Below are 23997 nucleotides of genomic sequence, written 5' to 3'. Positions count from 1 at the left end.
GCTCGCGATTCCGTTGTTTGCGGTGTCTTCGGCCCGCGTCAGCGAGTGGTCGATCCGGCTGAATGTCTCGCGCGACGCGGTAATTCCATACCTCGGCACTGGTCATGTCTGGCGGCGCGTTGCTCATCATCGCGCTCGCCGGCTATTACGTGCGCTACTTCGGTGGCGAGTGGGGGCAGGCCTTGCAGACCGTCGTGCTGGCCGTCGGCGCGCTCGGATTCCTCGCGTCGATCGCTTCCGGCAGCGTGCGGGCGTGGCTTCGTGTATTCATCAACAAGCACTTCTTCAGCCTGCGCTACGACTACCGGGCCGAGTGGCTGAAGCTGGCCGACACCCTGTACAGCGCCTCGAGCGTCGACGCGCTCCGTCAGGCTTCGATCCGTGTCATGGCCGATCTGGTCGAAAGTCCGGGCGGCATGTTGTGGTTGCGCAGCGAAGGCGGTCATTACGCACCCGCGGCGCGGCTGAACGTACCCATGATCGATGCGCGCGAGCCGGCAGACAGCCCGCTGATCCAGCTGCTGCTGGGCAAGATGTGGGTGATCAACGTCGAAGAACATCGCTCGCGCCCCGGGGCGTACGGCAATCTGAGGTTGCCGGCGTGGGTGGCGCAGACGCCGGATGTCTGGCTCATCTGCCCCCTCGGCAACGAGGACATGCCGCTCGGCTTCGTCGTACTGTGCCGTCCGCGCGCGCTGCTGGATCTGAACTGGGAAGTGCGCGATCTGTTGAAGACGGCCGGGCGCCAGGTGGCTGGCGTGCTCAATCAGACCCAGGCCATGGAGGCGCTGATCGAGGCCAAGAAGTTCGAAGCCTTTTCCAAGATGAGCGCCTTCGTCGTGCACGACCTGAAAAATCTCATCGCCCAGCTGTCCCTGCTGCTGCGCAACGCGAAAAAGCACCACGACAACCCCGAATTCCAGCAGGACATGATGGAGACCATCGAGCACGCCGTTGGTCGCATGAACGGCATGCTGCTGCAGCTGCGTTCCGGTACCCAGCCGATCGAGCAGGCTTCACCGGTCGAACTGACGCCGTTGCTTGAGCGACTGCATCGCGCCCGGGCGCGCAGTGGCTGCGAACTCGAGCTCGATGCGGAAAGCGGCCTGATGGTGCGCGCCCATGAAGATCGTATAGAGCGGGTTGTGGGGCATCTTGTGCAGAATGCACTGGATGCCACGCCGCAAAACGGTAAAGTCAGTATCCGTGCGCGCCGCATTGAAGCGGGGGTTGTGATCGAGGTCGAAGACTCCGGTTGCGGCATGACCGAAGAGTTCATGCGCGAGCGGTTGTTCAAGCCCTTCCAGTCGACCAAGGCGAATGGAATGGGCATCGGCGCATACGAAAGTTTCCGCTACGTCCACGATCTGGGCGGGCGGATAGAAGTGACCAGCGAACCGGGTCGGGGCAGTCTGTTCCGGCTCGTTTTTCCTCTGCATGCGGCTGAAGCAGCCGTTGCTTGACCGGGAGTGACATGGCAGACAAGGGGCGGACACTGTTGATCGTCGAAGACGATCCGGCGCTGCAGAAGCAGATGCGCTGGAGTTTCGACGACTACGAAGTCGTACTGGCCAGCGACCGCGAATCCGCGCTGGCGCAGATCAGGCGCCACGAACCTTCCGTGATCACGATGGATCTCGGGTTGCCGCCGGCGCCCGACGACGTGACCGAAGGCATGGCTCTGCTCGGCGAGATCATGGCGCTGGCGCCGCAGTCCAAGGTCATCGTGCTGACCGGCCAGAACGACCGCGCCAATGCGCTGCGGGCGATCGGCATGGGTGCCTACGATTTCTACGCCAAGCCGTTCGAGCCCGACATGCTCGCGCTGCTGATCGAACGCGCGTTCAGGCTGCACGACCTGCAGTCGGAGAACATCCGGCTGGCCAATCAGCACCTGGGTGTCGAAGGGCGATTCATCACGCGTGACGCGGACATGTTGCGTGTGCTGCGGACGATCGAAAAGGTCTCGGCCACGCGCGCAACCGTGCTGCTGCTCGGCGAAAGCGGGACGGGCAAGGAAGTGCTGGCGAAGACGCTGCACGACCGCTCGGATCGCGCGAACGAGCGCTTCGTCGCGATCAACTGCGCGGCCATCCCCGATAACCTGCTCGAAAGCGAACTGTTCGGCTACGAGAAGGGTGCATTTACCGGCGCCACCAAGCAGACGCCCGGCAAGATCGAAGTCGCCAACAAGGGCACGCTCTTCCTCGACGAGATCGGTGATCTGCCCGGCGCACTGCAGGCGAAGCTGCTTCGTTTCCTGCAGGAACGCGTCATCGAGCGCCTCGGCGGTCGCGACGAGATTCCGATCGACGTGCGGGTGGTCTGCGCCACGCACCAGGATCTGCAGGCCCTGATCGGTGAAGCGCGGTTCCGTGAAGATCTGTACTACCGCCTGGCCGAAATTGTCGTCACGATTCCGCCGCTGCGAGCGCGAGAGGGCGACGCCGCGCTGCTTGCACACTCCTTTGCAAAGCGCTTTTCCGGCGAGCAGGGGCGCAGCGCATTGACGCTGTCGCGCGAGGCGGTTGCCGCGATCGAAGCGCACAAATGGCCCGGCAATGTTCGCGAGCTTGAAAATTGCATCAAGCGGGCGACCATCATGGCCGATGGTAGCCAGATCACCGCAGCCGATCTCGGACTGAAACCGGCCGATCAGGAGGACGGTTTTTTCAATCTGCGGCAGATCCGCGACGAGGCCGAGCGACGCGCAGTCGTCAGCGTGCTCGCGCGGGTGGATGGAAACATGGTCAAGGCGGCCGAAGTGCTCGGTGTGAGCCGCCCGACCCTCTATGACCTGATGAACCGTTTCGGTTTGCGCTGAAAGCGCGAGGAGTGTCTGTCTTGAATCGATTTCTACCGCGTGAACGCATTCCGGTGAGCCGCCTTGCGGCCGCCTTGTGTTGCGTTGCGCTGCTTGCTGCATGCGACCGGAACCTGCCGCCCGCGGAACTCGTTGCCGAAGCGCGTGCCGCCATTTCACGCAATGATTATCAGACGGCTTCCATCCAGCTCAAGAACGCCTTGCAGCAGGACGCCAGCAACGCCGCGGCGCGCTACGAGCTCGGGCGCGTCAATTTCAAACTCGGCGACATGCCTTCGGCGATCAAGGAACTGCAGCGCGCCCGCGACCTGAATCACGACGAGGGCGAGGTCGTTCCCTTGCTGGCGCGTGCCATGGTGGAAAGCGGAAGCTTCGTCGATGTCATTTCGAATTTTGCTTCGACGAAAATGCCCACGCCGCAGTCTGAAGCCGATCTGAAGGCGGCGCTCGGCTATGCGTACATGGCAACCCGAAACAATGAGGCGGCGGCGGCAAGTTTCGATCAGGCGATCGCCATCGACAATCAGCATCTCTACGCCAGTCTGGGCAAGGCGAGGCTGGCTGCCGTGACCAAGGACGTCGACGGCGCACGTCGGTTGCTCGATAACGTGATGACAGCCGATTCGGCAAACGAGAATGCCTGGTTTCTCGACGCCGAGCTGAAGAACGCAAAGGGACAGTTCGAAGAGGCGTTGGCGTCCTATCGAAAAGTCTATGAAATCAAACCTAACAATGTTCGTGCGCGCTACATCGTTGTGCACACGCTTTCCATTCAGGACAAGTTCGCCGAAGCCCGGGTCGAGCTCGCAGCGTTGAAGAAGGCGGTTCCCCAAGCGCCTGAAGTGCTCTATCTGGAAAGTTTTCTGCTCGTCAAGGAACGCAAGTTCTCCGAGGCGCGGCAGACGCTGAACAAGCTGCTGTCGCTTGCGCCGGACTATATTCCGGCACTTGGTCTGGCGGCCCTGACCGAATTCGAGTTGAAGTCGCACGCACAGGCCGAACGGCACGGTGAAAAGGTGTTGGCCGCGGGCGGCGATTCGCTGTTCATCCGCAAGATCTTGATCGGTTCATATCTGCAGACCGGGCGTGTTGCCAAAGCGCAGCAGACCCTCGACCCGCTGTTGCAGAAACTCCCCGAAAACGCCGAGGTACAGGCCCTGGCTGGTCAGGTATTCCTGATGGCAGGGGATACCGAACGAGCCGCAAAGGCCTTCGCAGTGTCAGCCCGACTAAAGCCGGATGACTCGGTGTCCCAATCCAGACTGGGCCTGAGCCGCCTGGCTGCAGGAGATCGCACGGGCGGCATCGCTGCACTGGAAAATGCAGTACGCCTAGAGGGGGATGACACGCGCCCCGATGTTCTCTTGATTGTTGCACATCTGCGTAATCGCGATGCGGACAAGGCGCTCGTCGCAATCGATGCACTGGAAAAGAAGAAACCGGGCGACCCCATGACGCCGAATCTGAGGGGTACGGCTTATCTGCTGAAGAAGGACTCCGACAAGGCCCGCGCGAGCTTCGAAAAGGCGCTTGAAATAGAACCTTCATTCTTCCCGGCCGCATCGAACCTCGCCCGAATCGATCTGCTGGACAAAGATACGGCTGCTGCCGAGTCCCGCTTTCGCGGCATATTGACGAAGTCGCCACAGCATCCGGATGCGCTGCTTGCGCTGGCGGGTTTGAAAGCACGTACGCGGGAAGGCGCGCCGGAGGCCCTCGCGCTGCTCGAGCAGGCGGTGAAGGCAAACGCCAAGTTGACTGCGCCCCGCACGGCGCTCGTCGAGCTGCTGTCTGTAATGGGAGAACGGAAGAAAGCGCTGGTGGCTGCAAGCGACGCGGCCGCAGCCATGCCGGACGACACGCAAATGCTCGAATTGCTTGCATCGACCCAGGCGCTTGCCGGAGAGACTGACGCGGCGATCCTGACGCGGGAAAAACTGGTTGCGCGATCACCTGCAACTGCGCAGCCGCTGCTGCGCCTTGCCGCAACACAGCAGGTGGCAAAGCGCGAATCGGAAGCGCTGCAGAACGTACGCAAGGCGCTGACGCTGGAGCCCGGGTCGCTGGACGCGCAAAGTATGCTGATTGCGATCCACCTCGAACGAGGTGCGCTCGACGATGCGCTGAAGGTTACGCGGGACATTCAGCGCCAGAATCCCGATCTGGCGCTGGGCTATGCAATGGAAGGTGAAGTGCTTTCCAGGACGGGCAAAGCTGACGCGGCCGTAAAGCCGTACCGTGATGCGCTCGCCCGTGAGCGCAACGCCGGCAACGTCATCAGGCTGCACAGCGCGCTGCTCCGTTCGAGTAACGGCGCTGCGGATGCCAAGGCTGTCGTGGATGGCTGGTTGAAGGACAAGCCGGAAGACAATGCTGTGCCGGCTTACCTTGCGGAGTACGCGTTGTCCCAGAAGCGTTATGACGAGGCCAGCCAGCGTTATGAAGCGCTGCTCAAGCGAGTGCCGAACGATCCGGTCGTGCTGAACAACCTCGCTTGGCTGGCGGCACAGCGTAACGACGGCAAAGCGAAGGGCTACGCCGAGCGGGCATATGCGGTAGCGCCCAACAACCCTTCCGTACTTGACACCTACGGCACCATCCTGTTCGACAGCGGTGAGACAGAACGAGGCCTGACGATGCTGAAACAGGCCGTCGCCGCGGCGCCGGGCGCGCACGATCTGCGACTGAATCTCGCGCAGCGGCTGGCCAAGGCAGGCATGAAGTCGGAAGCGCGCAAGGAGCTTGAACCCCTGGTGGCACTGGGTGACAAGTTTGCGCGGTCGGCGGAAGTGTCCGAACTGATGAAGAACCTTTGATCGCGGATTGGGGAACGGAGCGATGACCAAAGTTGCCGTGATTGGCCTGGGCTATGTGGGGCTGCCGCTGGCGGTCGAGTTCGGGAAGAAGATGCCGACCATCGGCGTGGACATGTCGGCCGCCAAGATTGCGGCCTATCGGGAGTTCTATGATCCGACCGGCGAGGTCAGCACGGAGGATCTGCGCGCTGCGACGCAGCTGACGGTCAGTACGGACGGGGCTGCACTCAAGGATGCGGACTTCATCATCGTTGCCGTGCCGACGCCGGTCGACGATGCGCACCAGCCTGACTTCTCGCCGCTGGTGGGCGCCTCGGAAACCTGCGGTCGCCACATGAAGCGTGGCGCCACAGTGGTGTTCGAGTCGACCGTGTATCCGGGTGCGACAGAGGAAATGTGCATTCCGGTCATCGAGAAGTTTTCCGGCTTCAAGTGGCCGCACGATTTCAACGTCGGCTATTCGCCCGAACGCATCAACCCGGGCGACAAGGAACGTACGGTCACCAAGATCGTCAAGGTGGTGTCGGGTGACAGCCCTGAAACGCTGCGCAAGGTGTCGGATCTCTACAAGAGCGTCATCACCGCCGGTGTCTATGAAGCGTCGAGCATCAAGGTGGCTGAAGCGGCCAAGGTGATCGAGAACACGCAGCGCGACCTCAACATCGCCTTCGTGAACGAGCTGGCCATCATTTTCGGCAAGATGGGCATCGATACCGAAGAGGTGCTGCGTGCTGCCGGCACCAAGTGGAATTTCCTGCCGTTCCGGCCAGGTCTGGTCGGCGGTCACTGCATCGGCGTCGATCCGTATTACCTCACGCACAAGGCCGACATGCTGGGCTACCACCCGCAGGTCATCCTGGCCGGTCGCCGCATCAATGACGGCATGGGCAAGTATGTTGCCGAACAGACGGTCAAGCAGCTGATCCGCAGCGGTGCGTCGGTCAAGGGCGCCAGGGCGATCGTGCTCGGTCTGACCTTCAAGGAAAATTGTCCCGATCTGCGCAATTCGCGCGTGATCGACGTGATCCGCGAACTCGAAACCTATGGCATCGAAGTGCTGGTGCATGACCCGGTCGCCGAAACGAAGGAAGCCGAACACGAGTACGGCGTGTCGTTGAAGTCGTGGGACGAGCTGCCGAAGGTCGAAGCCATCGTGGCCGCCGTGTCGCACAAGGAATTTGCGGCCCGCCCGCTGGGTGATTTCGTGTCCAAGCTGAAGCCGGGCGGCATCGTTGCCGACATCAAGTGCCAGTTCGATGCCGAAGCGCTGCGTGCGCAGGGTGTCGCGGTATGGCGTCTGTGAGTCCGGCATGACGCAGTTGTCCGCACTCCCGGCAGGCGTCGTCGCAACGCTGACGGCGCAACCGCGACGCTGGCTGGTGACCGGTGCCGCCGGCTTCATCGGCTCGCATCTGGTCGAAGTGCTGCTGCAGGCGGATCAGAAGGTGGTGGCGCTCGACAACTTCTCGACCGGTCACCAGCGCAACCTCGACGAGGTGGTGGCTGGCGTAACGGCTGCGCAGCGTGGCCGGCTCGAGTTCGTGCGCGGCGACATCCGTGATCTGGCCACCTGTGCGGCGGTCTGTACCGGCATTGATGTCGTGCTGCATCAGGCCGCTCTGGGTTCGGTGCCGCGTTCGCTGGCCGATCCGCTGGCGACCCACGATTCGAACGTGAACGGCTTCCTGAACATGCTGGTGGCGGCGCGCGATGCCGGCGTGGCGCGCTTCGTCTATGCGGCGTCCAGTTCCACCTACGGCGATTCGCCGACGCTGCCCAAGGTGGAAGACGTCATCGGCCGTCCGCTGTCGCCGTATGCCGTCACCAAATACGTCAACGAGCTGTACGCAGACGTGTTCGGCCGCTGCTACGGCCTGCAGTGTGTCGGCCTGCGCTATTTCAACGTGTTCGGTGCGCGCCAGGATCCGGAAGGCGCCTACGCGGCGGTGATTCCGAAATGGGCGCGTGCGCTGCTGCTGGGTGACACCGTGCACATCAATGGCGACGGCGAAACCAGTCGCGACTTCTGTTACATCGACAACACGGTTCAGGCCAACCTGCTCGCGGCGTTGACGACGCGCGCCGACGCGGTCAACACCGTCTATAACGTGGCTGCACACCGCCAGACCACGCTGAACCAATTGTTCGAGGCCATGCGCGCCGAACTTGTCCTGCGTTTCCCCGACATCGCGAAGGCGCGGGCGCAGCATCAGGACTTCCGCGCCGGCGACGTGCGTCATTCGCTGGCGGACATCGGCCGCGCGCAGACGCTGCTGGGCTATGTGCCCAGTCACGACGTGACACGCGGTCTGGCCGAGGCGATGGACTGGTACATCGCGCGCTTTGCGCCCGTTGCGACGGCCTGATCGTGAGCGCCTGGCTGCGTCGCAATTTTTCATTTGCCATCGCACTGTGTGCGGCGGCACCTGCGTTCGCACTCGAACCTGAGGCCGCCGCGCGCTCGCTTCTTGCGGAGGCACGCCTGTTCGAACACGGCGAAGGCGTCAGCCGCGACCCGGCGCGCGCGGCAGCCCTGTACTGCCAGGCGTCCAAGCTTGGCGAAGCGGAAGCGCAGTTCAATCTGGCGTGGATGTACGCCAACGGTCGCGGGGTCGAGCGCGACGATGCGCTGGCCGCAACCTTCTTCGACCTTGCCGCGCGGCAGGGTCACGAGCACGCGCAGCGCATGCTGCGTTTCACCGGTGAGCCGACGCGCGAGCTGCCCGACTGCATGCGCGACCCGCCGGAACCCGAGCCGGTTGCAGTCGCCGGCATCGCCCCCGATCTCGAAGCCGCCTTCGGCACCACGCCGGACCGGCGCAAGGTGATCGAAATCGTGCGCGAACTGGCACCGACCTTCGACATAGACCCGCATCTGGTGCTGGCGGTCATCGGTACCGAATCGAATTTCAACCCGAAGGCGAGATCGCCGAAGAACGCCCAGGGCCTGATGCAGCTGATCCCGGAAACCGCGCAGCGCTTCAATGTGCGCGACGCCTACGATCCGGTGCAGAACATCCGTGGCGGTCTGGCCTATCTGCGCTGGCTGCTGGCCTACTTCGAAGGTGATGTCGAACTGGCGACCGCCGGCTACAACGCCGGAGAAGGTGCGGTCGACCGCTACAAGGGCGTGCCGCCGTACCGCGAAACCCGCGAATACGTGAAGCGCATCCGCAGCCTGTTCAACAAGCCGGACCATCCCTACGATCATCGGGTCACCACGCCTTCACCGGTGTTGCCGAAGATCGTGTCACGCCGTGGCTGACGCCCGGCGCCGTCTCGCCTGCGCGGCGCTGCTGTCGTCGCCGCTGCTGGTGCATGCTGCACTGCGCGAGGCGATTGTCCGCATCAAGCCTTCCATCGTCGTCGTCGGCACGCTGATGCGTTCACGGGCACCGGCCTTCGAGTTGAAGGGCACGGGTTTCGTCGTCGGCAACGGCACGCTGATCGCGACCAATGCGCATGTGGCGAGCGTGAAGCTCGACGACGAAAAATTCGAAATCCTGTCGGTGCTGGCGCAGGTCGATGGCAAGCCGCAGATACGCGAGGCGCGCATCGTGGCGTCCAGCCCCGAGCATGACCTCGCGCTGCTGCAGATCCAGGGTGCACCGCTGCCAGCGCTTGCGCTGGGTGATTCGTCGCGAGTGGCCGAAGGCCAGTCGATCGCCTTCACCGGTTTCCCCATTGGCAGCGTGCTGGGCTTCACCCCGGTCACCCATCGCGGCATCGTGTCGGCCATCACCCCCATCGTGATTCCGGTCGACAACGTGAGCCAGCTGAATGCGCCCAACCGCAACCGGCTGGCGCGCGGCAGTTTTCCCGTGTTTCAGCTCGATGCCACCGCCTATCCGGGCAACAGCGGCAGCCCGGTGTTCGACCCGGACACCGGCGAGGTGATCGGCATCATCAACATGGTGCTGGTCAAGGCCGGCAAGGAAAGCGTGCTGGCGCAGCCGAGCGGAATCACCTACGCCATCCCGGCATCGCACCTTGCCGCCATGATTGCCGCGCAACGCTAGGGTCTGCTGACATCAAACGGTGGCCGGTCTGGTGCGACGACGGCCGCTGTTATAATCTGCGCGCCTGAAGGTGTCGTCCTGACCCATCGGCAATCACGCAGGCGTCGCTCCCCGTACATGTCCCTGTTCGCGCTTGGTCTCAATCACCACACCGCTCCACTTGCGGTGCGCGAGCGCATGACCTTCCTGCCGGAAGCGCTGCCGGACGCACTGGGCGAACTGACCCGTGGGCGGCCGGTGCAGGAAGCGGCCATCCTGTCGACCTGCAATCGCACCGAGCTGTACTGCGCGACCAACGATCCGGACAGCGCGCTCGACTGGATGGCGGAGTACCACCGCATCGCGCCGTCCGACATCGCACCCTATGTATACAGGCTGGAGCAGCCCCAGGCGGTGCGCCATGCGTTCCGCGTGGCGAGCGGTCTCGACTCCATGGTGCTCGGCGAGCCGCAGATACTCGGCCAGATGAAACAGGCGGTGCGCGTCGCCGAAGACGCGGGCACGCTGGGGGCGCTGCTGCACAAGCTGTTCCAGCGCAGCTTTGCGGTGGCCAAGGAAGTGCGCTCGACGACCGCGATCGGCGCCAACATCGTGTCGATGGCCGCGGCCGCCGTGCATCTGTCGGAACGCATTTTCGGCAGCCTGTCGTCGCAGCGCGTGCTGTGCATCGGCGCCGGCGAAATGATGGAACTGTGCGCCGCCCACTTCGCGGGCTGTACGCCGCGCAGCATGGTGATCGCCAATCGCACCCTCGAACGCGCGCAGACACTGGCGCAGCGCTTCACCCGGGCCGACCTGAAGGTGGCGGCGGTGAAGCTCGACGAGATCGGTGAGCGGCTGTCCGAATTCGACATCGTGCTGTCCTGTACGGCCAGTCCGCTGCCCATCATCGGTCTCGGGCTGGTGGAACGCGCGCTGAAGGCGCGCAAGTACCGCCCCATCGTCATGGTCGACCTGGCCGTGCCGCGCGACATCGAAGGCGAGGTTGGCAAGCTCAACGACGTTTTCCTCTACACCGTCGATGATCTCGCGCAGATCGTCGATTCCGGTCTGGAATCGCGGCAGGCGGCAGTGGTCGAGGCGCAGGGCATCATCGATGCGCGGGTCGCCAACTTCCTGCAGTGGGTGCAGGCACGCGAAGCGGTGCCGGCCATCCGTGCGCTGCGTGGTCACGCCGAAGACATGCGCATGCTGGAACTGGAGCGCGCACTGCGTGCCCTGACCCGCGGCGAAGCGCCTGACCGCGTGCTCGACACGCTGTCGCGCAACCTCACCAACAAGCTGATGCACGGCCCGACCCGCTTGCTCAACGAAGCCCCCTCGGAAGCACGCGGCCAGATCGAGGATCTGGTGCAACGCCTGTACCCGCTGCACGACCGCGAAGGCTAGCGCCGCCCGTCCGTCTTGCCCCCGGGGTCTCTCCGGCGTCTCCTTCCTTCTCCGAACGTCCCGCATGAAACCGCGCATCGCCGCCAAGCTCGAACACCTGTCGCAACGTCTGGCCGACCTCGACGCCGCGCTGTCCGATCCCGACGTGACGTCGGACATCGACCGCTACCGTCGCTTCACCTGCGAGCATGCCGAACTGACGCCGGTGATCGCGCTGTACCAGGCCTGGTGCAAGGCGCGTGACGACGGCGAAGCGGCGCGCTCCCTGCTGACCGACCCCGACATGAAGGAACTGGCCCAGTCGGAGATCGATCAGTCGGCCGGTGACATGGCACGGCTCGAAGCCGATCTGCAGCGCGCCCTGCTGCCGAAGGATCCGGACGATGGCCGCAACGTGTTCCTGGAAATCCGCGCCGGCACCGGCGGCGACGAATCGGCGCTGTTCGCGGCCGACCTGTTCCGCATGTACTCGCGCCACGCCGAACGCTGTCGCTGGAAGGTGGAGATCGTGTCGGCAAGCGAATCCGATCTCGGCGGTTACCGAGAAATCATCGCGCGCGTGTCCGGCGATGGAGTCTATTCGCGGCTCAAGTTCGAATCCGGCGGCCACCGCGTGCAGCGCGTGCCGGTCACCGAAACGCAGGGGCGCATCCACACTTCGGCCTGCACGGTCGCCGTCATGGCAGAGGTGGATCAAGTGGCGGAAATCGACATCAATCCGGCCGACCTGCGCATCGACACCTTCCGCGCGTCGGGCGCTGGCGGTCAGCACATCAACAAGACCGATTCGGCGGTCCGCATCACCCATGTGCCGACCGGCATCGTCGTCGAATGTCAGGACGACCGCAGCCAGCACCGCAACAAGGCGCAGGCGATGGCGGTGCTCGCCGCGCGCATCCGCGACGCGCAGGTGCGCGCGCGCGACAGCCAGATCGCGTCGACGCGCAAGAGCCTGGTTGGCAGCGGCGACCGCTCGGAGCGCATCCGCACCTACAATTTCCCGCAGGGCCGCATCACTGACCACCGTATCAACCTGACGCTGTACAAGATCGACGCCATCATGGACGGCGACCTGACCGAACTGCTCGACGCCCTGGCGCACGAGCACCAGGCCGAACAGCTTGCGCAGCTGGCGGAAGAGGGCGCGTGACGGTTCTGTTGCCGCGTCGTGCAGGGTGAAGGGCTCAGATGACGCTCGATGACTGGTTGCGCAACGCCCGCACCCGCATCGACAGCCGGGATGCGCAGGTGCTCGCCGCGCACGTTCTCGGCTGCGACCGCGCCCGGCTGATCGCGCGCGGCCGCGAGAGGCTGGCGGAACCGTCGGCCGTCGCGCTCGATGCGCTGCTGGAGCGGCGCGCATCGGGTGAGCCGGTGGCCTATCTGGTCGGCCGGCGCGAGTTCTTCGGGCTCGACCTCGCGGTTGCACCCGGCGTACTGATTCCGCGGCCGGACACCGAATTGCTGGTTGAACTGGCGCTGGCGCGCATCCGCACCCTGGATGCGCCCCGCGTGCTCGACGCCGGCACCGGCTCCGGCGCGATCGCGCTGGCCATCAAGGCGAACTGCCCGCAGGCGCAGGTGACGGCGCTCGACCGGTCGGACATCGCGCTGCAGATTGCGCGTGGCAACGCGCAGCGACTGGGCCTTGAAATCGGCTTCATCGCCTCGAACTGGCTCGAAGGCGTGACCGGGCACGAATTCGACTGCATCGTGTCAAATCCGCCGTACATTCGGGCGGGCGATGAACATCTGGCGCAGGGCGATCTGCGCTTCGAACCTGAAGCGGCGCTCATCGGCGGCGCCGACGGGTTGGATGACCTGCGCCGCCTGTGCGGCAGCGCGCCGGAAAGTATCGCGCCCGGGGGCTGGTTGCTGTGCGAGCATGGTCATGATCAGGCGCCGGCCGTGCGCGCGCTGATGCGCTGCGCAGGGCTGACAGATGTAAGCTCCTGGCGTGACCTCGCCGGTATCGAACGTGTCACCGGCGGAGTGGTGGGCCGATGATCCACGCAGGCGGATGAATGCGTCGCGTCATCCGGATCGATTTTGCCCTGTCTGCATCATGCGCAGCAGGGCCGTTGACTTGAACCATTGAAAGGGAAATACCATGAGCATCCAGGAACAGATCAAGGAAACCGTCACCAGCCACCCGGTGGTGCTGTTCATGAAGGGTACGCCGCAGTTTCCGCAGTGCGGCTTTTCGGCCACGGTGATCCAGATACTGAAGCACGTTGGCGTACAGAACCTGCACACGGTCAACGTGCTGGAAGATGCAGACATCCGTCAGGGCATCAAGGAATACGCCAACTGGCCGACCATTCCGCAGCTCTATGTGCGCGGCGAATTCCTCGGCGGCTGCGACATCGTCAAGGAAATGTTCCAGTCCGGCGAACTGCAGAAAGAGCTGGAAGGGACCTGAGGAAGGTACCTCGGGCGAACTGGCTGCAGGCGTCAGGCCTGCAGCGATCCGGTCATGACCGGCGCGCTCGCCTGAAGCTGGCGGAACAGCTCGAGTCCGGCCGGCCACGGGCCGTGGCCGGATTCGGTATTGACGTGCCCCGCCTCGCCGAGATCAACGAGGCGGGCGTCCCATCGTTCGGCCCAGTGCGCGGCCGACATGAACTTCATCCACGGGTCGTTCCGGCTCGCGGCCAACACGGCCGGGAACGGCAGGGGCGTGTCCGGGATGCGCGCCGTGATGCCGAACTTGTCAGGACTTGCCGGTGCAACCAGCAGGGCGCCGGCAATCCGGCCCGCCTGCCGGCTGGCGGCGACCACCGACGCCAGGCAACCGAAACTGTGCGCAACGAGCCACACCGCCCGCGTCTGCGCGAGGATGGCCTGTTCGACCCGCGCTGACCAGAGGTCTATGTCAGGTCGGGTCCAGTCATCCTGCTCGACGCGCTGCGCACCGATCAGCGCTTCGATCCAGCTCTGCCAGTGCGTCGGCCCGCTGCCGTTGAGCCCCGGTACGACAAGCACCGGGTCTGCCAGTCCGTTCATTTCCAACGTCCTCGCTGTGACAGGCGGACCGCGAACCGGTCCGGCCCTGTCATTGCCCGGGCGCGACGCCCGCGGTGGTCTTGCCGTTGCGCGCCAGTTCCGTGCCCGACTTCGTCAGGCTCACCAGGTCGCCCATGATGTGTGCCGCCTCGTCGAGCAGCACGTCGCGCGCCGCCTTGCGTGACTTTTCGGCGGCCAGTTCTGCGCTCAGGCTGCGCTCGCCGGCCTGCAGTCCGTCATCGCGCGGCAGCGCGGGACCGTCGGTGTCGCCATCGCCGACGCCCTTGGTCTGCGAACGCGCCTTCAGCCGGGCTTCCTGCGCTTCGCGTTCCTTGCGCCGTTCCTTCTCATTGAGCGAAATTTCGGTGCGCTTGCGAATGGCTTCGACTTCGGCGATGTCTTCCAGCAGCTCGCGGTAGCCGGCGTCGTTCGCCACCCGGGCGCTGTGCCGCGTGGTCAGTGCCGGCAGCAGTTCGCGCGTGCTGCCCACCGGCTTGAAGTCAGCCGGTTCGATCTGCGTCCAGGGCAGCGCGTTGTCGTAGCTCGATTCGCCGAAGCGTTCGCGATCGGCAAACGACGCGAGCGGGATGTCAGGCGTCACGCCGCGCAGCTGCGTCGTGCCGCCCGATACGCGGAAGAACTGGGCGACGGTCAGCTTCAGTTCGCCATAGGTCGGCTTTTCGCTTTTCGCCATTTCGTCCATGTCGAGCAGGGTCTGCACCGTGCCCTTGCCGAAGCTCTGTTCGCCGATGACGATGCCGCGACCGTAGTCCTGGATTGCCGAGGCGAAGATTTCCGACGCCGACGCCGACGCGCGGTTGATCAGCACGCCGACCGGGCCGTCCCAGGCAACGCCCGGGTCGCGGTCCTGCTCGATGCGCACCTGCCCCTTCGGATTGCGCTGTTGCACGACCGGGCCGCGATCGATGAACAGACCGGTCAGCCGCACCGACTCGTCGAGCGAGCCGCCGCCGTTGTTGCGCAGGTCGATCAGCACTGCGCCGACATTTTCCGCTTTCAGTTCGGCGAGCAGCTTCGCCACGTCGCGGCTGGCGCTGCGGAAGTTCTCGTCATTCTTGTGGCGGGCGTCAACGTCCTGATAGAACGTGGGCAGCGTGATCACGCCGACCTTCTGCTTCACGTCACCGCCGACTTCGATCACCGATTTGGCAGCTGCCTGCTTTTCCAGCTTGATGGTGTCGCGCACCAGCGTGATGCGCTTGTGCTTGCCGTCGGGGCCGGCATCCGCCGGCAGCACATCCAGAATGACCTTGGTGTCCTTGGTGCCGCGGATCAACTGCACGACGTCATCCACCCGCCAGCCGAGCACATCGGCCATCGGTGCGTTCTCGTCCTTGGCCACGCCGGCGATGCGGTCGCCGATCGCGAGCTGCTCGGAGCGCGCGGCCGGGCCGCCGGGCACCAGTTCGCGGATGGTCACGTATTCGTCGCGCTCCTGCAGCACGGCGCCGATGCCGACCAGCGACAGCTTCATCGTGATGGCGAAGTCTGCCGATGCGCGCGGGCCGAGGTAGCTGGTGTGCGGTTCGATCGATTCGGCGTATGCATTCATGAACAGCTGGAACACATCGTCGCTCTTCGAGCGCGCCGTGTGCGCCATGGCCTGCTCATAGCGCTTGGTCAGCGTTTCGCGGATCGCCGCGTCGTCCTTGCCGGCCAGCTTCAGGCGCAGCCAGTCGTTCTTGACCCGCTTGCGCCAGATTTCCTTCAGTTCCGCCTCCGAGCTGGCCCAGGGCACGTCGGTGCGCACATAGCGGTAGCTGTCCGGCTTGTTGAAATCGAAGCCGGCGGCCAGCAGTTCGCGCGCACCCGACATGCGTTCGCGCACCCGCTGCGTGTAGCGCGTGAAGATCGCAAAGGGCGCATCCAGCTTCTGCTGCAGGATGGCGTCGTCGAGCAGGGTGCGCACCGCACCGAAGGTGTCGATGTCGGACTGCAGGAAGTAGATGCGCTCCGGGTCGAGCGTCTTCAGGTAGCGGTCGAAAATCCGGATCGACATCGCGTCATCGAGCGGCACGTTCTGATAATGAAAACGCGACAGCAACTCTGCACTGGCCTGCGCCGCCAGCGCATGCGCTTCGACCGGCCGCAGCGGCGGCGCCATGGTCGCGGTGGTGGCAGCCTGCACCGAGGTGGCCAGTAAGAATGCGATCCAGAAGGCTTTCAGTTTCATCAGGGGTACTCCGGGGCGATGATCGAACAATGTCTGCAGACGTCTTCCACAGACCGCTGTTCAGGGCAAATCGTTCGGAAACTCTGGTAAAGACCCGCTTCCGAATCCTGCATTGCCCATGTTACCCACCGCTAAGGCCGCACGGGGCGGGCAGATGCCTCATCTGCCCCTTTGCGAAGTGAAAGCGCTGCGTCTGGCGTACGTCGGGCTGCCCGGCTCGTCAATCCGATCATTGCCCTGCGCAGGCTATTCGCGTACTTCATTCGCGGCAAGCAACAAGAATTCATGTCCTTTGCAGAAAAGCGAACAGGTCGCTCTGCACCGACCATGCTGACCGGTCTGCCTGCGGCGCTCTTCACGTCGAATGGCATCATCCGGGCACGGCCTCAGGCCAACAGGACCTCATCCACCGCCCGTCTGCCGCCTTCTTGTGCGAAGAATCTGCCATGCATCCGCTTTCCCGCCTGTTTTCGCACGCCCGCCAGTACCGCCGCGATGTGCGCATCGCCTCGCTCTATTCGGTGCTGAACAAGTTCTTCGACGTGCTGCCGGAAATCCTGATCGGCGTGGCGGTCGATGTCGTGGTGAACCAGAAGGCGTCCTTTCTGGCCGGGCTAGGCGTCGTCGATCCGAAGGACCAGCTGGTGCTGCTGGCCATCCTGACGGTTCTGATCTGGGTCGGTGAATCGGCCTTCCAGTATCTGTATGACGTACGCTGGCGCTCGCTCGCGCAAAACCTGCAGCACGATCTGCGGATGGAAGCCTACCGCCATGTGCAGCAGCTGGACATGGCCTACTTCGAGCGCAATCGCAGCGGCAACCTGCTGTCCATCCTGAATGAAGACATCAACCAGATGGAGCGCTTCCTCAATGGCGGCGCGAACGAGCTGATCCAGGTGTTCGTCGGTTCCCTGATGGTCGGCGGCGTGTTCTTCGTGCTGACGCACGAACTGGCCTTTCTCGCGCTGATTCCGGTACCGCTCATCCTGTATGGCGCCTTCTGGTTCCAGCGCCGGCTGGCGCCACGCTACACGGCGGTGCGCGAATCGGCCGGTGCGCTGGCCACGCGACTGAACAACAACCTGCAGGGCATCGCCACCGTCAAGGCCTATGCGGCCGAAGAGTTCGAAGCCGGGCACATCCGCGATGGCTCGAACGATTACCGCCGCCGCAACGGCGAGGCGATCCGGCTGTCGGCGGCCATCACGCCGGTCATCCGCATGGCCATCCTTGCCGGCTTCACGGTGACGCTGCTTTACGGCGGTTTCCTTGCGCTCGAGGGCGACATCGGCGTCGGCAGCTATTCGGTGCTGGTCTATCTGACGCAGCGCCTGCTGTGGCCGCTGACCGGGCTGGCCGAACTGACCGATCTCTACCAACGCTCGATGTCGTCCATCCAGCGTGTGATGGACCTGATCGACACGCCGGTGAGCATCGGTTACGAAGGCCAGGCGTTGCCGCGAGAGGCGGTGCGCGGCGATCTGGCGTTCGAACGGGTGAGCTTTGCCTACGACGGCAGCGCTCGGCCGGCGCTCGACGGCATCGATCTGCGCATCGGCGCCGGTCAGACCGTGGCCTTCGTCGGCAGCACCGGTGGCGGCAAGAGCACGTTGATCAAGCTGCTGCTGCGCTTCTACGAACCGCAGCACGGCCGGGTGCTGCTCGACGGCCAGCCGATTTCGGCGCTGCGCCTGCAGGACGTGCGGCGCGCCATCGGCTATGTCGCGCAGGACACCTTCCTCGCCGATGCGTCGGTCGCCGACAACATCGCCTACGGCATGACCGACGTGCCGTGTGACGCCATCGTGCGCGCGGCGCAGTCGGCCGAGGCGCACGATTTCATCCATGCGCTGCCGCAGGGCTATGACACCCAGGTCGGCGAGCGCGGCATGAAGCTGTCCGGCGGCCAGCGCCAGCGGCTGGCGCTGGCGCGCGCCATTCTGAAAGACCCGCCCATCCTGCTGCTCGACGAAGCGACGTCGGCGGTGGACAACGAAACCGAAGCGGCCATCCAGCGCTCGCTCGACCGCCTGGTCGTCGGCCGCACGACGCTGATCGTGGCGCACCGCTTGTCCACCGTGCGCCAGGCCGACGTCATTCACGTCATCGATGGTGGCCGCATCGTCGAATCCGGCACCCACGACGCGCTGGTAGCGCTGGGCGGCATCTATGCGTCGCTGTGGCGGCTGCAGACCGGGGAGCGTTGATACCGCTGCCTGTCCGGATGCAAGGCAGGTGGCCGGGCAACTCAATTCGACCGATGTCTTCCCGCTGCCCATCGATACGCGGTACGACTTACCTGACGGTGATCTGGTCGAACACGCCGCCGTCGGAGAAGTGCTCCTTCTGCGCCTTGTCCCAGCCGCCGAACACGTCGTCGATGCTGAACAGCGACACCTTGGCGTACTGGCCTGAATACTTTGCTGCAACGGTCGGGTCGATCGGCCGGTAGTAGTGCTTGCCGGCAAGGTCCTGGCCTTCCGGGCTGTACAGGTATTCCAGGTAGGCGGTTGCCACGGCACGGGTGCCGCGCTTGTCGACCACCTTGTCGACCACGCTGACAGGCGGTTCGGCGAGGATGGAAATCGACGGCGTGACCAGATCGAACTTCTCCGGGCCCAGTTCCTTCACGGCCAGATAGGCTTCGTTCTCCCACGAAATGAACACGTCGCCGATGCCGCGCTCGGCAAAGGTGGTCAGCGAACCACGGGCACCGGAGTCGAGCACTTTCACGTTAGCGAACAGCTTCCTGACGAATTCCTTTGCGGTGGCATCCGAACCGCCCGGCTGCTTCAGTGCGTAACCCCACGCAGCGAGATAGTTCCAGCGCGCGCCGCCCGAGGTCTTGGGGTTCGGCGTGACGACCTCGACACCCGGCTTCGTCAGGTCGTTCCAGTCCTTGATGCCCTTGGGATTGCCCTTGCGCACGAGGAACACGATGGTCGAGGTATAGGGCGAGGCGTTGTGCTTGAGGCGCTTCTGCCAGTCGGCCGGAATCAGCTTGCCCTTCTCGTGCAGCGCACCCACGTCATAGGCGAGGGCGAGCGTGACCACATCGGCTTCCAGACCGTCGATGACGGCGCGGGCCTGCTTGCCCGATCCGCCGTGCGACTGCCTGACGGTGACGGTGTCGCCGGTCTTCGCCTTCCAGTGCTTCGCGAAGGCGGCGTTGTAGTCCTGATACAGCTCGCGCGTTGGATCGTAGGACACGTTGAGCAGCGTGATGTCGGCCGCGATGGCCGAGGTGGCGAGCGTACTTCCGAGCAGCAGGCTGGCGGCGATGTTTCTCAGGGTGTGGCGCATTTTTCTGAACTCCGTGGGGTAGTGACGGAGCGCACTGTAGGCGGCACTGCGAGCGGTGCGAACCAATTAGATCTGCATTGCTTTGCGCACATTCGATGCAAAGCTTATGCGCAGTACAACGACCGATCCGCGCGCCGAACGGGGCGCCTGCGCAATGGAAAAGCGCCCTGCAGCATCCGCTGCAGGGCGCTCGTTTCGTCCTGTCACGCAACTTGAGTTCAGTCTTCCGCGGCGCCGGGTTTGAGCGCGGCCTTGACCGTCACCTCGTTCAGCGACGGCTCGCACAGCTCGATGAAGCGATAGGCGTAGCCACGCAGGTAGTGCTTGCGGCGCAGGGCGATCAGACTGGTGTTGGCGGCGAACAGATGGTCGCTGTCGAGCAGGCGCAGGCCGGTATCACGCACCGGATCGAAGGCGACCGATGCGACGATGCCGACGCCCAGCCCAAGTTCGACATAGGTCTTGATCACGTCGGCGTCGAGCGCCGACATGACGATGTCGGGCAGCAGGCCGGCGCGCGCAAAGGTGGCGTCGATGCTCGATCTGCCGGTGAAGCCTTCGTGATAGGTCACCACCGGATGTTCGGCGATGGCCTCCAGCGTCAGCGGCGACACGCTTTCGAGCGGATGGCCGGCCGGCACGATGGCGGCGTGATGCCATGAATAGAACGGGAAGGCCACCAGTTCGGGCGCGCCGGCCAGCGTTTCGGTGGCAATGCCGATGTCCGCTTCACCGTCATTGAGCAGTTCGACGATTTCGCCCGGGCTGGCCTGCAGCAGCACCAGGTGCACCTTGGGGAACAGCCGCTTGAATTCGGTTACCACGCGCGGCAGCGCATAGCGCGCCTGGGTATGCGTGGTGGCAATGCGCAACTGGCCTTCGTCGCGGCGGGCGAACTGTTCCGCCAGCCGCTTGATGTTGCCGGCGTCGAGCAGCATGCGTTCGACGATCTCGACCAGTTCGCTGCCCGGGTCGGTCAGGCCAAGCAGGCGCTTGCCCTTGCGCACGAACAGTTCGATGCCCAGTTCGTCTTCGAGGTCCTTGATGTGCTTGCTCACGCCCGATTGCGAGGTGAACAGCGCATTGGCGACTTCGGTCAGATTGAATTGCCGCCTGACCGTTTCTCGGATGATGCGAAGTTGCTGAAAATTCATGATGCCGTGTCTTTCCGGAAGCCCTGTATCAGCGCGCGAAAACGCGCAGTTGCGACGGCAGCAGCCGCACCGGCTGGCCCTCCTGCAGGCCGAGTTCTTCGACCCGGCTGCGTGTCATTTCGACTTCGAAATGCTGGCCCGACAGGCCATTCAGCCCGTCAAGTTCGACCCGCGCCGTCACGCCGAACGACAGCACGCGGGCGATGCGCGCCGACACACCGGCGGTCGTGGCCGGGTCGATGACGATGTCCAGCTCGTGCGGCCGGGCAAAGGCCACGACTTCGTCGCCCTGGCTGAAGTCATTGACCCGGTGCGGCAGGATGTCGTCGCCGATGCGTACCGTGCTGCCGTCGATGCGCCCATGGAAAGGGTTCACCGCACCGAGAAAGCCATAGACGAAAGGTGTGGCCGGGTGCCGGTACACCTCTTCCGGCGTGCCGATCTGCTCGACCTTGCCGTGGTCCATCAGCACGACGCGGTCGGCCACCTCAAGCGCCTCTTCCTGGTCATGCGTGACGAAGATCGACGTGATGTGCAATTCGTCGTGCAACCGGCGCAGCCAGCGGCGCAATTCCTTGCGCACCTTGGCGTCGAGTGCGCCGAAGGGCTCGTCGAGCAGCAGCACGCGCGGCTCGACCGCCAGGGCGCGGGCGAGTGCGATGCGCTGACGCTGGCCGCCGGACAGTTGCGACGGAAAGCGGTCGGCCAGCCAGTCGAGCTGCACCAGCTTGAGCAGGTCGTGCACCTTGGTGCGGATGAGCTTTTCACTCGGTCGCTCGGCGCGCGGCTTCATGCGCAGGCCGAAGGCGACGTTGTCGAACACATTCATGTGGCGGAACAGCGCGTAATGCTGGAACACGAAGCCGACATGGCGCTCGCGTACGTGGGTGTCCGAGGCGTCTTCGCCGTCGAGCAGCACGCGGCCGCTGTCGGCGAACTCCAGCCCGGCGATGATGCGCAGCAGCGTGGTCTTGCCGCAGCCGGACGGGCCGAGCAGCGCGACCAGTTCGCCGGTCGGAAAGTCGAGCGACACGTCGCCCAGCGCCACGAAATCGCCGAAGCCCTTGTGGATGTTATGTACCTGGATGCTCATGATTCTTCCTTGAAGAGGGACTCGTGATGCGGATTCGATACCGGCGCGTCGTGCCCCGGGCGTTTCGGACAAGGCGGGCCGACGCAGCCTGATGGGTGGTCAGGCAAGGAGGTCCAACGCAGGCCGGAATGCTCGCGGTGCGTCGCCCGAAGGGTTGTTGGCGCGCAGGCTCTTGCGCAAAGCGGGACGTTCGCCCGTTGCAGCGCGCCGGCAACGCGGGTAGCGAATCCGCGTCATGAGTCCCTCTCCGCCTGATGCTCGATCCACGTCTTGATGCACAGTGTGACCAGCGCCAGCAGGGCCAGTACGGAGGCCACGGCAAAGGCGGCGGCGAACTGGTACTCGTTGTAGAGAATCTCGACATGCAGCGGCATGGTGTTGGTCAGCCCGCGTATGTGGCCTGACACCACCGACACGGCGCCGAACTCGCCCATCGCACGCGCATTGCACAGGATGACGCCGTACAGCAGGCCCCATTTGATATTGGGCAGGGTGACATGCCAGAAGGTCTGCCATCCGTTCGCCCCCAGCACTACCGCGGCTTCTTCCTCTTCCTTGCCCTGCGCCTGCATCAGCGGGATAAGTTCACGCGCCACGAAGGGAAAGGTGACGAAAACCGTCGCCAGTACGATGCCCGGCACCGCGAAAATGATCTTGATGTCGTTGTCGGCCAGCGAAGAACCAAACCAGCCCTGGGCACCGAACACCAGCACATAGATCAGGCCGGCCACCACCGGCGATACCGAGAACGGCAGGTCGATCAGCGTGATCAGCACCTGCTTGCCCGGGAATTCGAACTTGGTGATGGCCCACGCGGCGGCCACGCCGAAGCTCAGATTCAGCGGCACTGCAATCGCGGCCGCGATCAGCGTGAGCTTGATGGCCGACAGCGCATCCGGCTCGATCAGCGCGGCAAGATACGTGTCCCAACCCTTGCGGAAGGCCTCGACGAACACCGCGATCAGCGGCATCAGCAGGAACAGCGTGAAGAAGGTCAGCGAAAAGCCGACGATGGTCCATTTGATCCAGGTCGGCTCGCGGGTGGCCGAGCGCGTCTCGAATCTGGCGGCATGATCGACCGCGGCGTGCAGCGAAGTGACGGCAGCCATCAGCGGTCCCTCCCGGTCACCTTGTTGGTCCAGGCCTGCAGACCGTTGATGGTCAGCAGCAGGATGAAGGACAGCACCAGCATCACCACCGCGATCGCGGTCGCACCGGCGTAGTCGTACTGTTCCAGCTTGGTGATGATGATCAGCGGGGTGATTTCGGACACCATGGGAATGTTGCCGGCAATGAAGATGACCGAGCCGTACTCGCCGACCGCGCGGGCAAAGGCCAGCGCGAAACCGGTCAGCAGCGCAGGGAGCAGGATGGGCAGCGTCACGTAGCGGAAGGTTTGCCAGCGGCGCGCGCCCAGACTGGCGGCGGCTTCTTCCAGTTCGGTATCGAGGTCCTCGAGGATGGGCTGCACCGTGCGCACGACGAAGGGCAGGCCGATGAAGATCAGCGCGACCAGCACACCGAGCGGGCCGAACGCGACCTTGATGCCCCATTCCCCCTCGATCCACTGCCCCAGCCAGCCGTTCCTGGCATACAGCGCAGTCAGCGAAATGCCGGCCACCGCGGTCGGCAACGCGAACGGAAGGTCGATCAAGGCATCGACCAGTTTCTTGCCCGGAAAGCTGTAGCGCACCAGCGACCAGGCGAGCATCAGTCCGAACAGCGCATTGATGGCGGCGGCCAGCAGCGACGCACCGAAAGTGAGCTTGTAGGTGGCGACCACGCGCGGTGCGGTCACGACGGCCCAGAATTCCGCCAGTCCGAGTTCGGTCGTCTTGATGAATACGGCAGACAGCGGGATCAGAACGATCACCGACAGATAGAACAGCGTGTAGCCGAGCGTGAGATTGAAGCCGGGCAGCACGCGCCGGGTGCTCCGGCTCATGGTCGTCGCCCCGACAGGTGGGAAGTGATGCGCATGGTGGTGTCGGAAATGAATGTCGGTCCGGCAGCCTACAAAGGGGTGTTCATATCTGGAAATAATAAGAAGTGAATTGCTTAGTAGGATTTTGAATTAACTTCGAAGGCGCAATGCGCGACCGGACGCGCAACGCAGGCAAGCTGCCTTCGGCGGTTGCGCCTCGCCGGCCTTTTTCCCGCCTTTTCCGCGGATTGCCCGGTACGGGCCGGTTGCACAAT

At 64.2% G+C, this 23997-nt stretch carries 19 protein-coding genes; 12 read left to right on the top strand and 7 right to left on the bottom strand.

Translation table 11 applies throughout. From position 1 onward, the window contains the following. Positions 1 to 104: 104 nt before the first annotated feature. The 11 genes from prsK (at position 105) to grxD (ending at position 13470) form a co-directional block, all read left to right on the top strand. Positions 105 to 1463, top strand: a complete 1359-nt coding sequence (gene prsK / locus BSY238_RS05175; RefSeq protein ID WP_236952610.1) for an XrtA/PEP-CTERM system histidine kinase PrsK — start codon at positions 105 to 107, stop codon at positions 1461 to 1463. An 11-nt stretch (positions 1464 to 1474) separates the two neighbouring features. Continuing rightward, positions 1475 to 2824, top strand: coding sequence for a PEP-CTERM-box response regulator transcription factor (gene prsR / locus BSY238_RS05170; RefSeq protein ID WP_069038197.1), 1350 nt, complete (start codon positions 1475 to 1477; stop codon positions 2822 to 2824). A gap of 20 nt (positions 2825 to 2844) precedes the next feature. Continuing rightward, a complete protein-coding gene (gene prsT, locus BSY238_RS05165) occupies positions 2845 to 5640 on the top strand; it encodes an XrtA/PEP-CTERM system TPR-repeat protein PrsT (RefSeq protein WP_223300274.1) in 2796 nt (931 codons plus the stop codon). 22 nt (positions 5641 to 5662) lie between these two features. Then, entirely contained in the window at positions 5663 to 6943 is a 1281-nt protein-coding gene (locus BSY238_RS05160; RefSeq protein WP_069038196.1) for a nucleotide sugar dehydrogenase, read from the top strand. 7 nt (positions 6944 to 6950) lie between these two features. After that, a complete protein-coding gene (locus tag BSY238_RS05155; RefSeq protein ID WP_069040468.1) occupies positions 6951 to 8006 on the top strand; it encodes an SDR family oxidoreductase in 1056 nt (351 codons plus the stop codon). 2 nt (positions 8007 to 8008) lie between these two features. Continuing rightward, positions 8009 to 8905, top strand: coding sequence for a lytic transglycosylase domain-containing protein (locus BSY238_RS05150; protein ID WP_223300273.1), 897 nt, complete (start codon positions 8009 to 8011; stop codon positions 8903 to 8905). Beyond that, a complete protein-coding gene (locus BSY238_RS05145; RefSeq protein WP_069038195.1) occupies positions 8898 to 9659 on the top strand; it encodes a S1 family peptidase in 762 nt (253 codons plus the stop codon). The genes BSY238_RS05150 and BSY238_RS05145 overlap by 8 nt, the downstream gene beginning before the upstream one ends. Before the next feature lie 117 nt (positions 9660 to 9776). Next, a complete protein-coding gene (gene hemA / locus BSY238_RS05140; protein WP_069038194.1) occupies positions 9777 to 11048 on the top strand; it encodes a glutamyl-tRNA reductase in 1272 nt (423 codons plus the stop codon). 64 nt (positions 11049 to 11112) lie between these two features. Continuing rightward, positions 11113 to 12198 carry a peptide chain release factor 1 gene (gene prfA / locus BSY238_RS05135; RefSeq protein ID WP_069038193.1) on the top strand — a complete coding sequence of 362 codons (1086 nt, stop codon included), beginning with the start codon at positions 11113 to 11115 and terminating at the stop codon, positions 12196 to 12198. 38 nt (positions 12199 to 12236) lie between these two features. After that, entirely contained in the window at positions 12237 to 13055 is an 819-nt protein-coding gene (prmC, locus tag BSY238_RS05130; protein WP_069038192.1) for a peptide chain release factor N(5)-glutamine methyltransferase, read from the top strand. A 103-nt stretch (positions 13056 to 13158) separates the two neighbouring features. Continuing rightward, positions 13159 to 13470 (top strand): Grx4 family monothiol glutaredoxin, encoded by a 312-nt coding sequence (gene grxD, locus BSY238_RS05125; RefSeq protein WP_069038191.1) that lies wholly within the window; start codon positions 13159 to 13161, stop codon positions 13468 to 13470. Between the two features lie 32 nt (positions 13471 to 13502). On the opposite strand, the gene BSY238_RS05120 is transcribed toward grxD, so the two are convergent. Beyond that, on the bottom strand, positions 13503 to 14054 hold the full coding sequence (locus tag BSY238_RS05120) for an RBBP9/YdeN family alpha/beta hydrolase (protein ID WP_069038190.1): 552 nt from the start codon (positions 14052 to 14054) through the stop codon (positions 13503 to 13505). A 49-nt stretch (positions 14055 to 14103) separates the two neighbouring features. Beyond that, positions 14104 to 16248, bottom strand: a complete 2145-nt coding sequence (locus BSY238_RS05115) for a carboxy terminal-processing peptidase (protein WP_069038189.1) — start codon at positions 16246 to 16248, stop codon at positions 14104 to 14106. Positions 16249 to 16694: 446 nt separating this feature from the next. Between BSY238_RS05115 and BSY238_RS05110 the strand changes: the two genes are divergently transcribed. Next, on the top strand, positions 16695 to 18455 hold the full coding sequence (locus BSY238_RS05110; protein WP_069040466.1) for an ABC transporter ATP-binding protein: 1761 nt from the start codon (positions 16695 to 16697) through the stop codon (positions 18453 to 18455). 88 nt (positions 18456 to 18543) lie between these two features. Here BSY238_RS05110 and BSY238_RS05105 read toward each other — a convergent pair whose 3' ends face one another. The 5 genes from BSY238_RS05105 to cysT all read right to left on the bottom strand — a co-directional run bounded on the left by BSY238_RS05105 (position 18544) and on the right by cysT (position 23743). Next, positions 18544 to 19551, bottom strand: coding sequence for a sulfate ABC transporter substrate-binding protein (locus tag BSY238_RS05105; RefSeq protein WP_069038188.1), 1008 nt, complete (start codon positions 19549 to 19551; stop codon positions 18544 to 18546). Positions 19552 to 19769: 218 nt separating this feature from the next. Continuing rightward, positions 19770 to 20705, bottom strand: a complete 936-nt coding sequence (locus BSY238_RS05100; protein WP_069038187.1) for a CysB family HTH-type transcriptional regulator — start codon at positions 20703 to 20705, stop codon at positions 19770 to 19772. Between the two features lie 28 nt (positions 20706 to 20733). Next, positions 20734 to 21798, bottom strand: a complete 1065-nt coding sequence (locus tag BSY238_RS05095) for a sulfate/molybdate ABC transporter ATP-binding protein (RefSeq protein ID WP_069038186.1) — start codon at positions 21796 to 21798, stop codon at positions 20734 to 20736. 233 nt (positions 21799 to 22031) lie between these two features. Next, positions 22032 to 22907, bottom strand: a complete 876-nt coding sequence (cysW, locus tag BSY238_RS05090; protein WP_069038185.1) for a sulfate ABC transporter permease subunit CysW — start codon at positions 22905 to 22907, stop codon at positions 22032 to 22034. Beyond that, positions 22907 to 23743: a sulfate ABC transporter permease subunit CysT gene (gene cysT / locus BSY238_RS05085; protein WP_069038184.1), complete on the bottom strand. Its 837-nt coding sequence runs from the start codon at positions 23741 to 23743 to the stop codon at positions 22907 to 22909. Before cysT ends, cysW begins: the two co-directional genes overlap by 1 nt. Positions 23744 to 23997 lie beyond the last annotated feature (254 nt).

Source organism: Methyloversatilis sp. RAC08, from assembly GCF_001713355.1.
In the GTDB taxonomy this organism is placed as follows: domain Bacteria; phylum Pseudomonadota; class Gammaproteobacteria; order Burkholderiales; family Rhodocyclaceae; genus Methyloversatilis.
The sequence above is the reverse complement of the archived record's forward strand: the minus strand, read 5'-3'. Positions and strand labels throughout refer to the sequence as shown.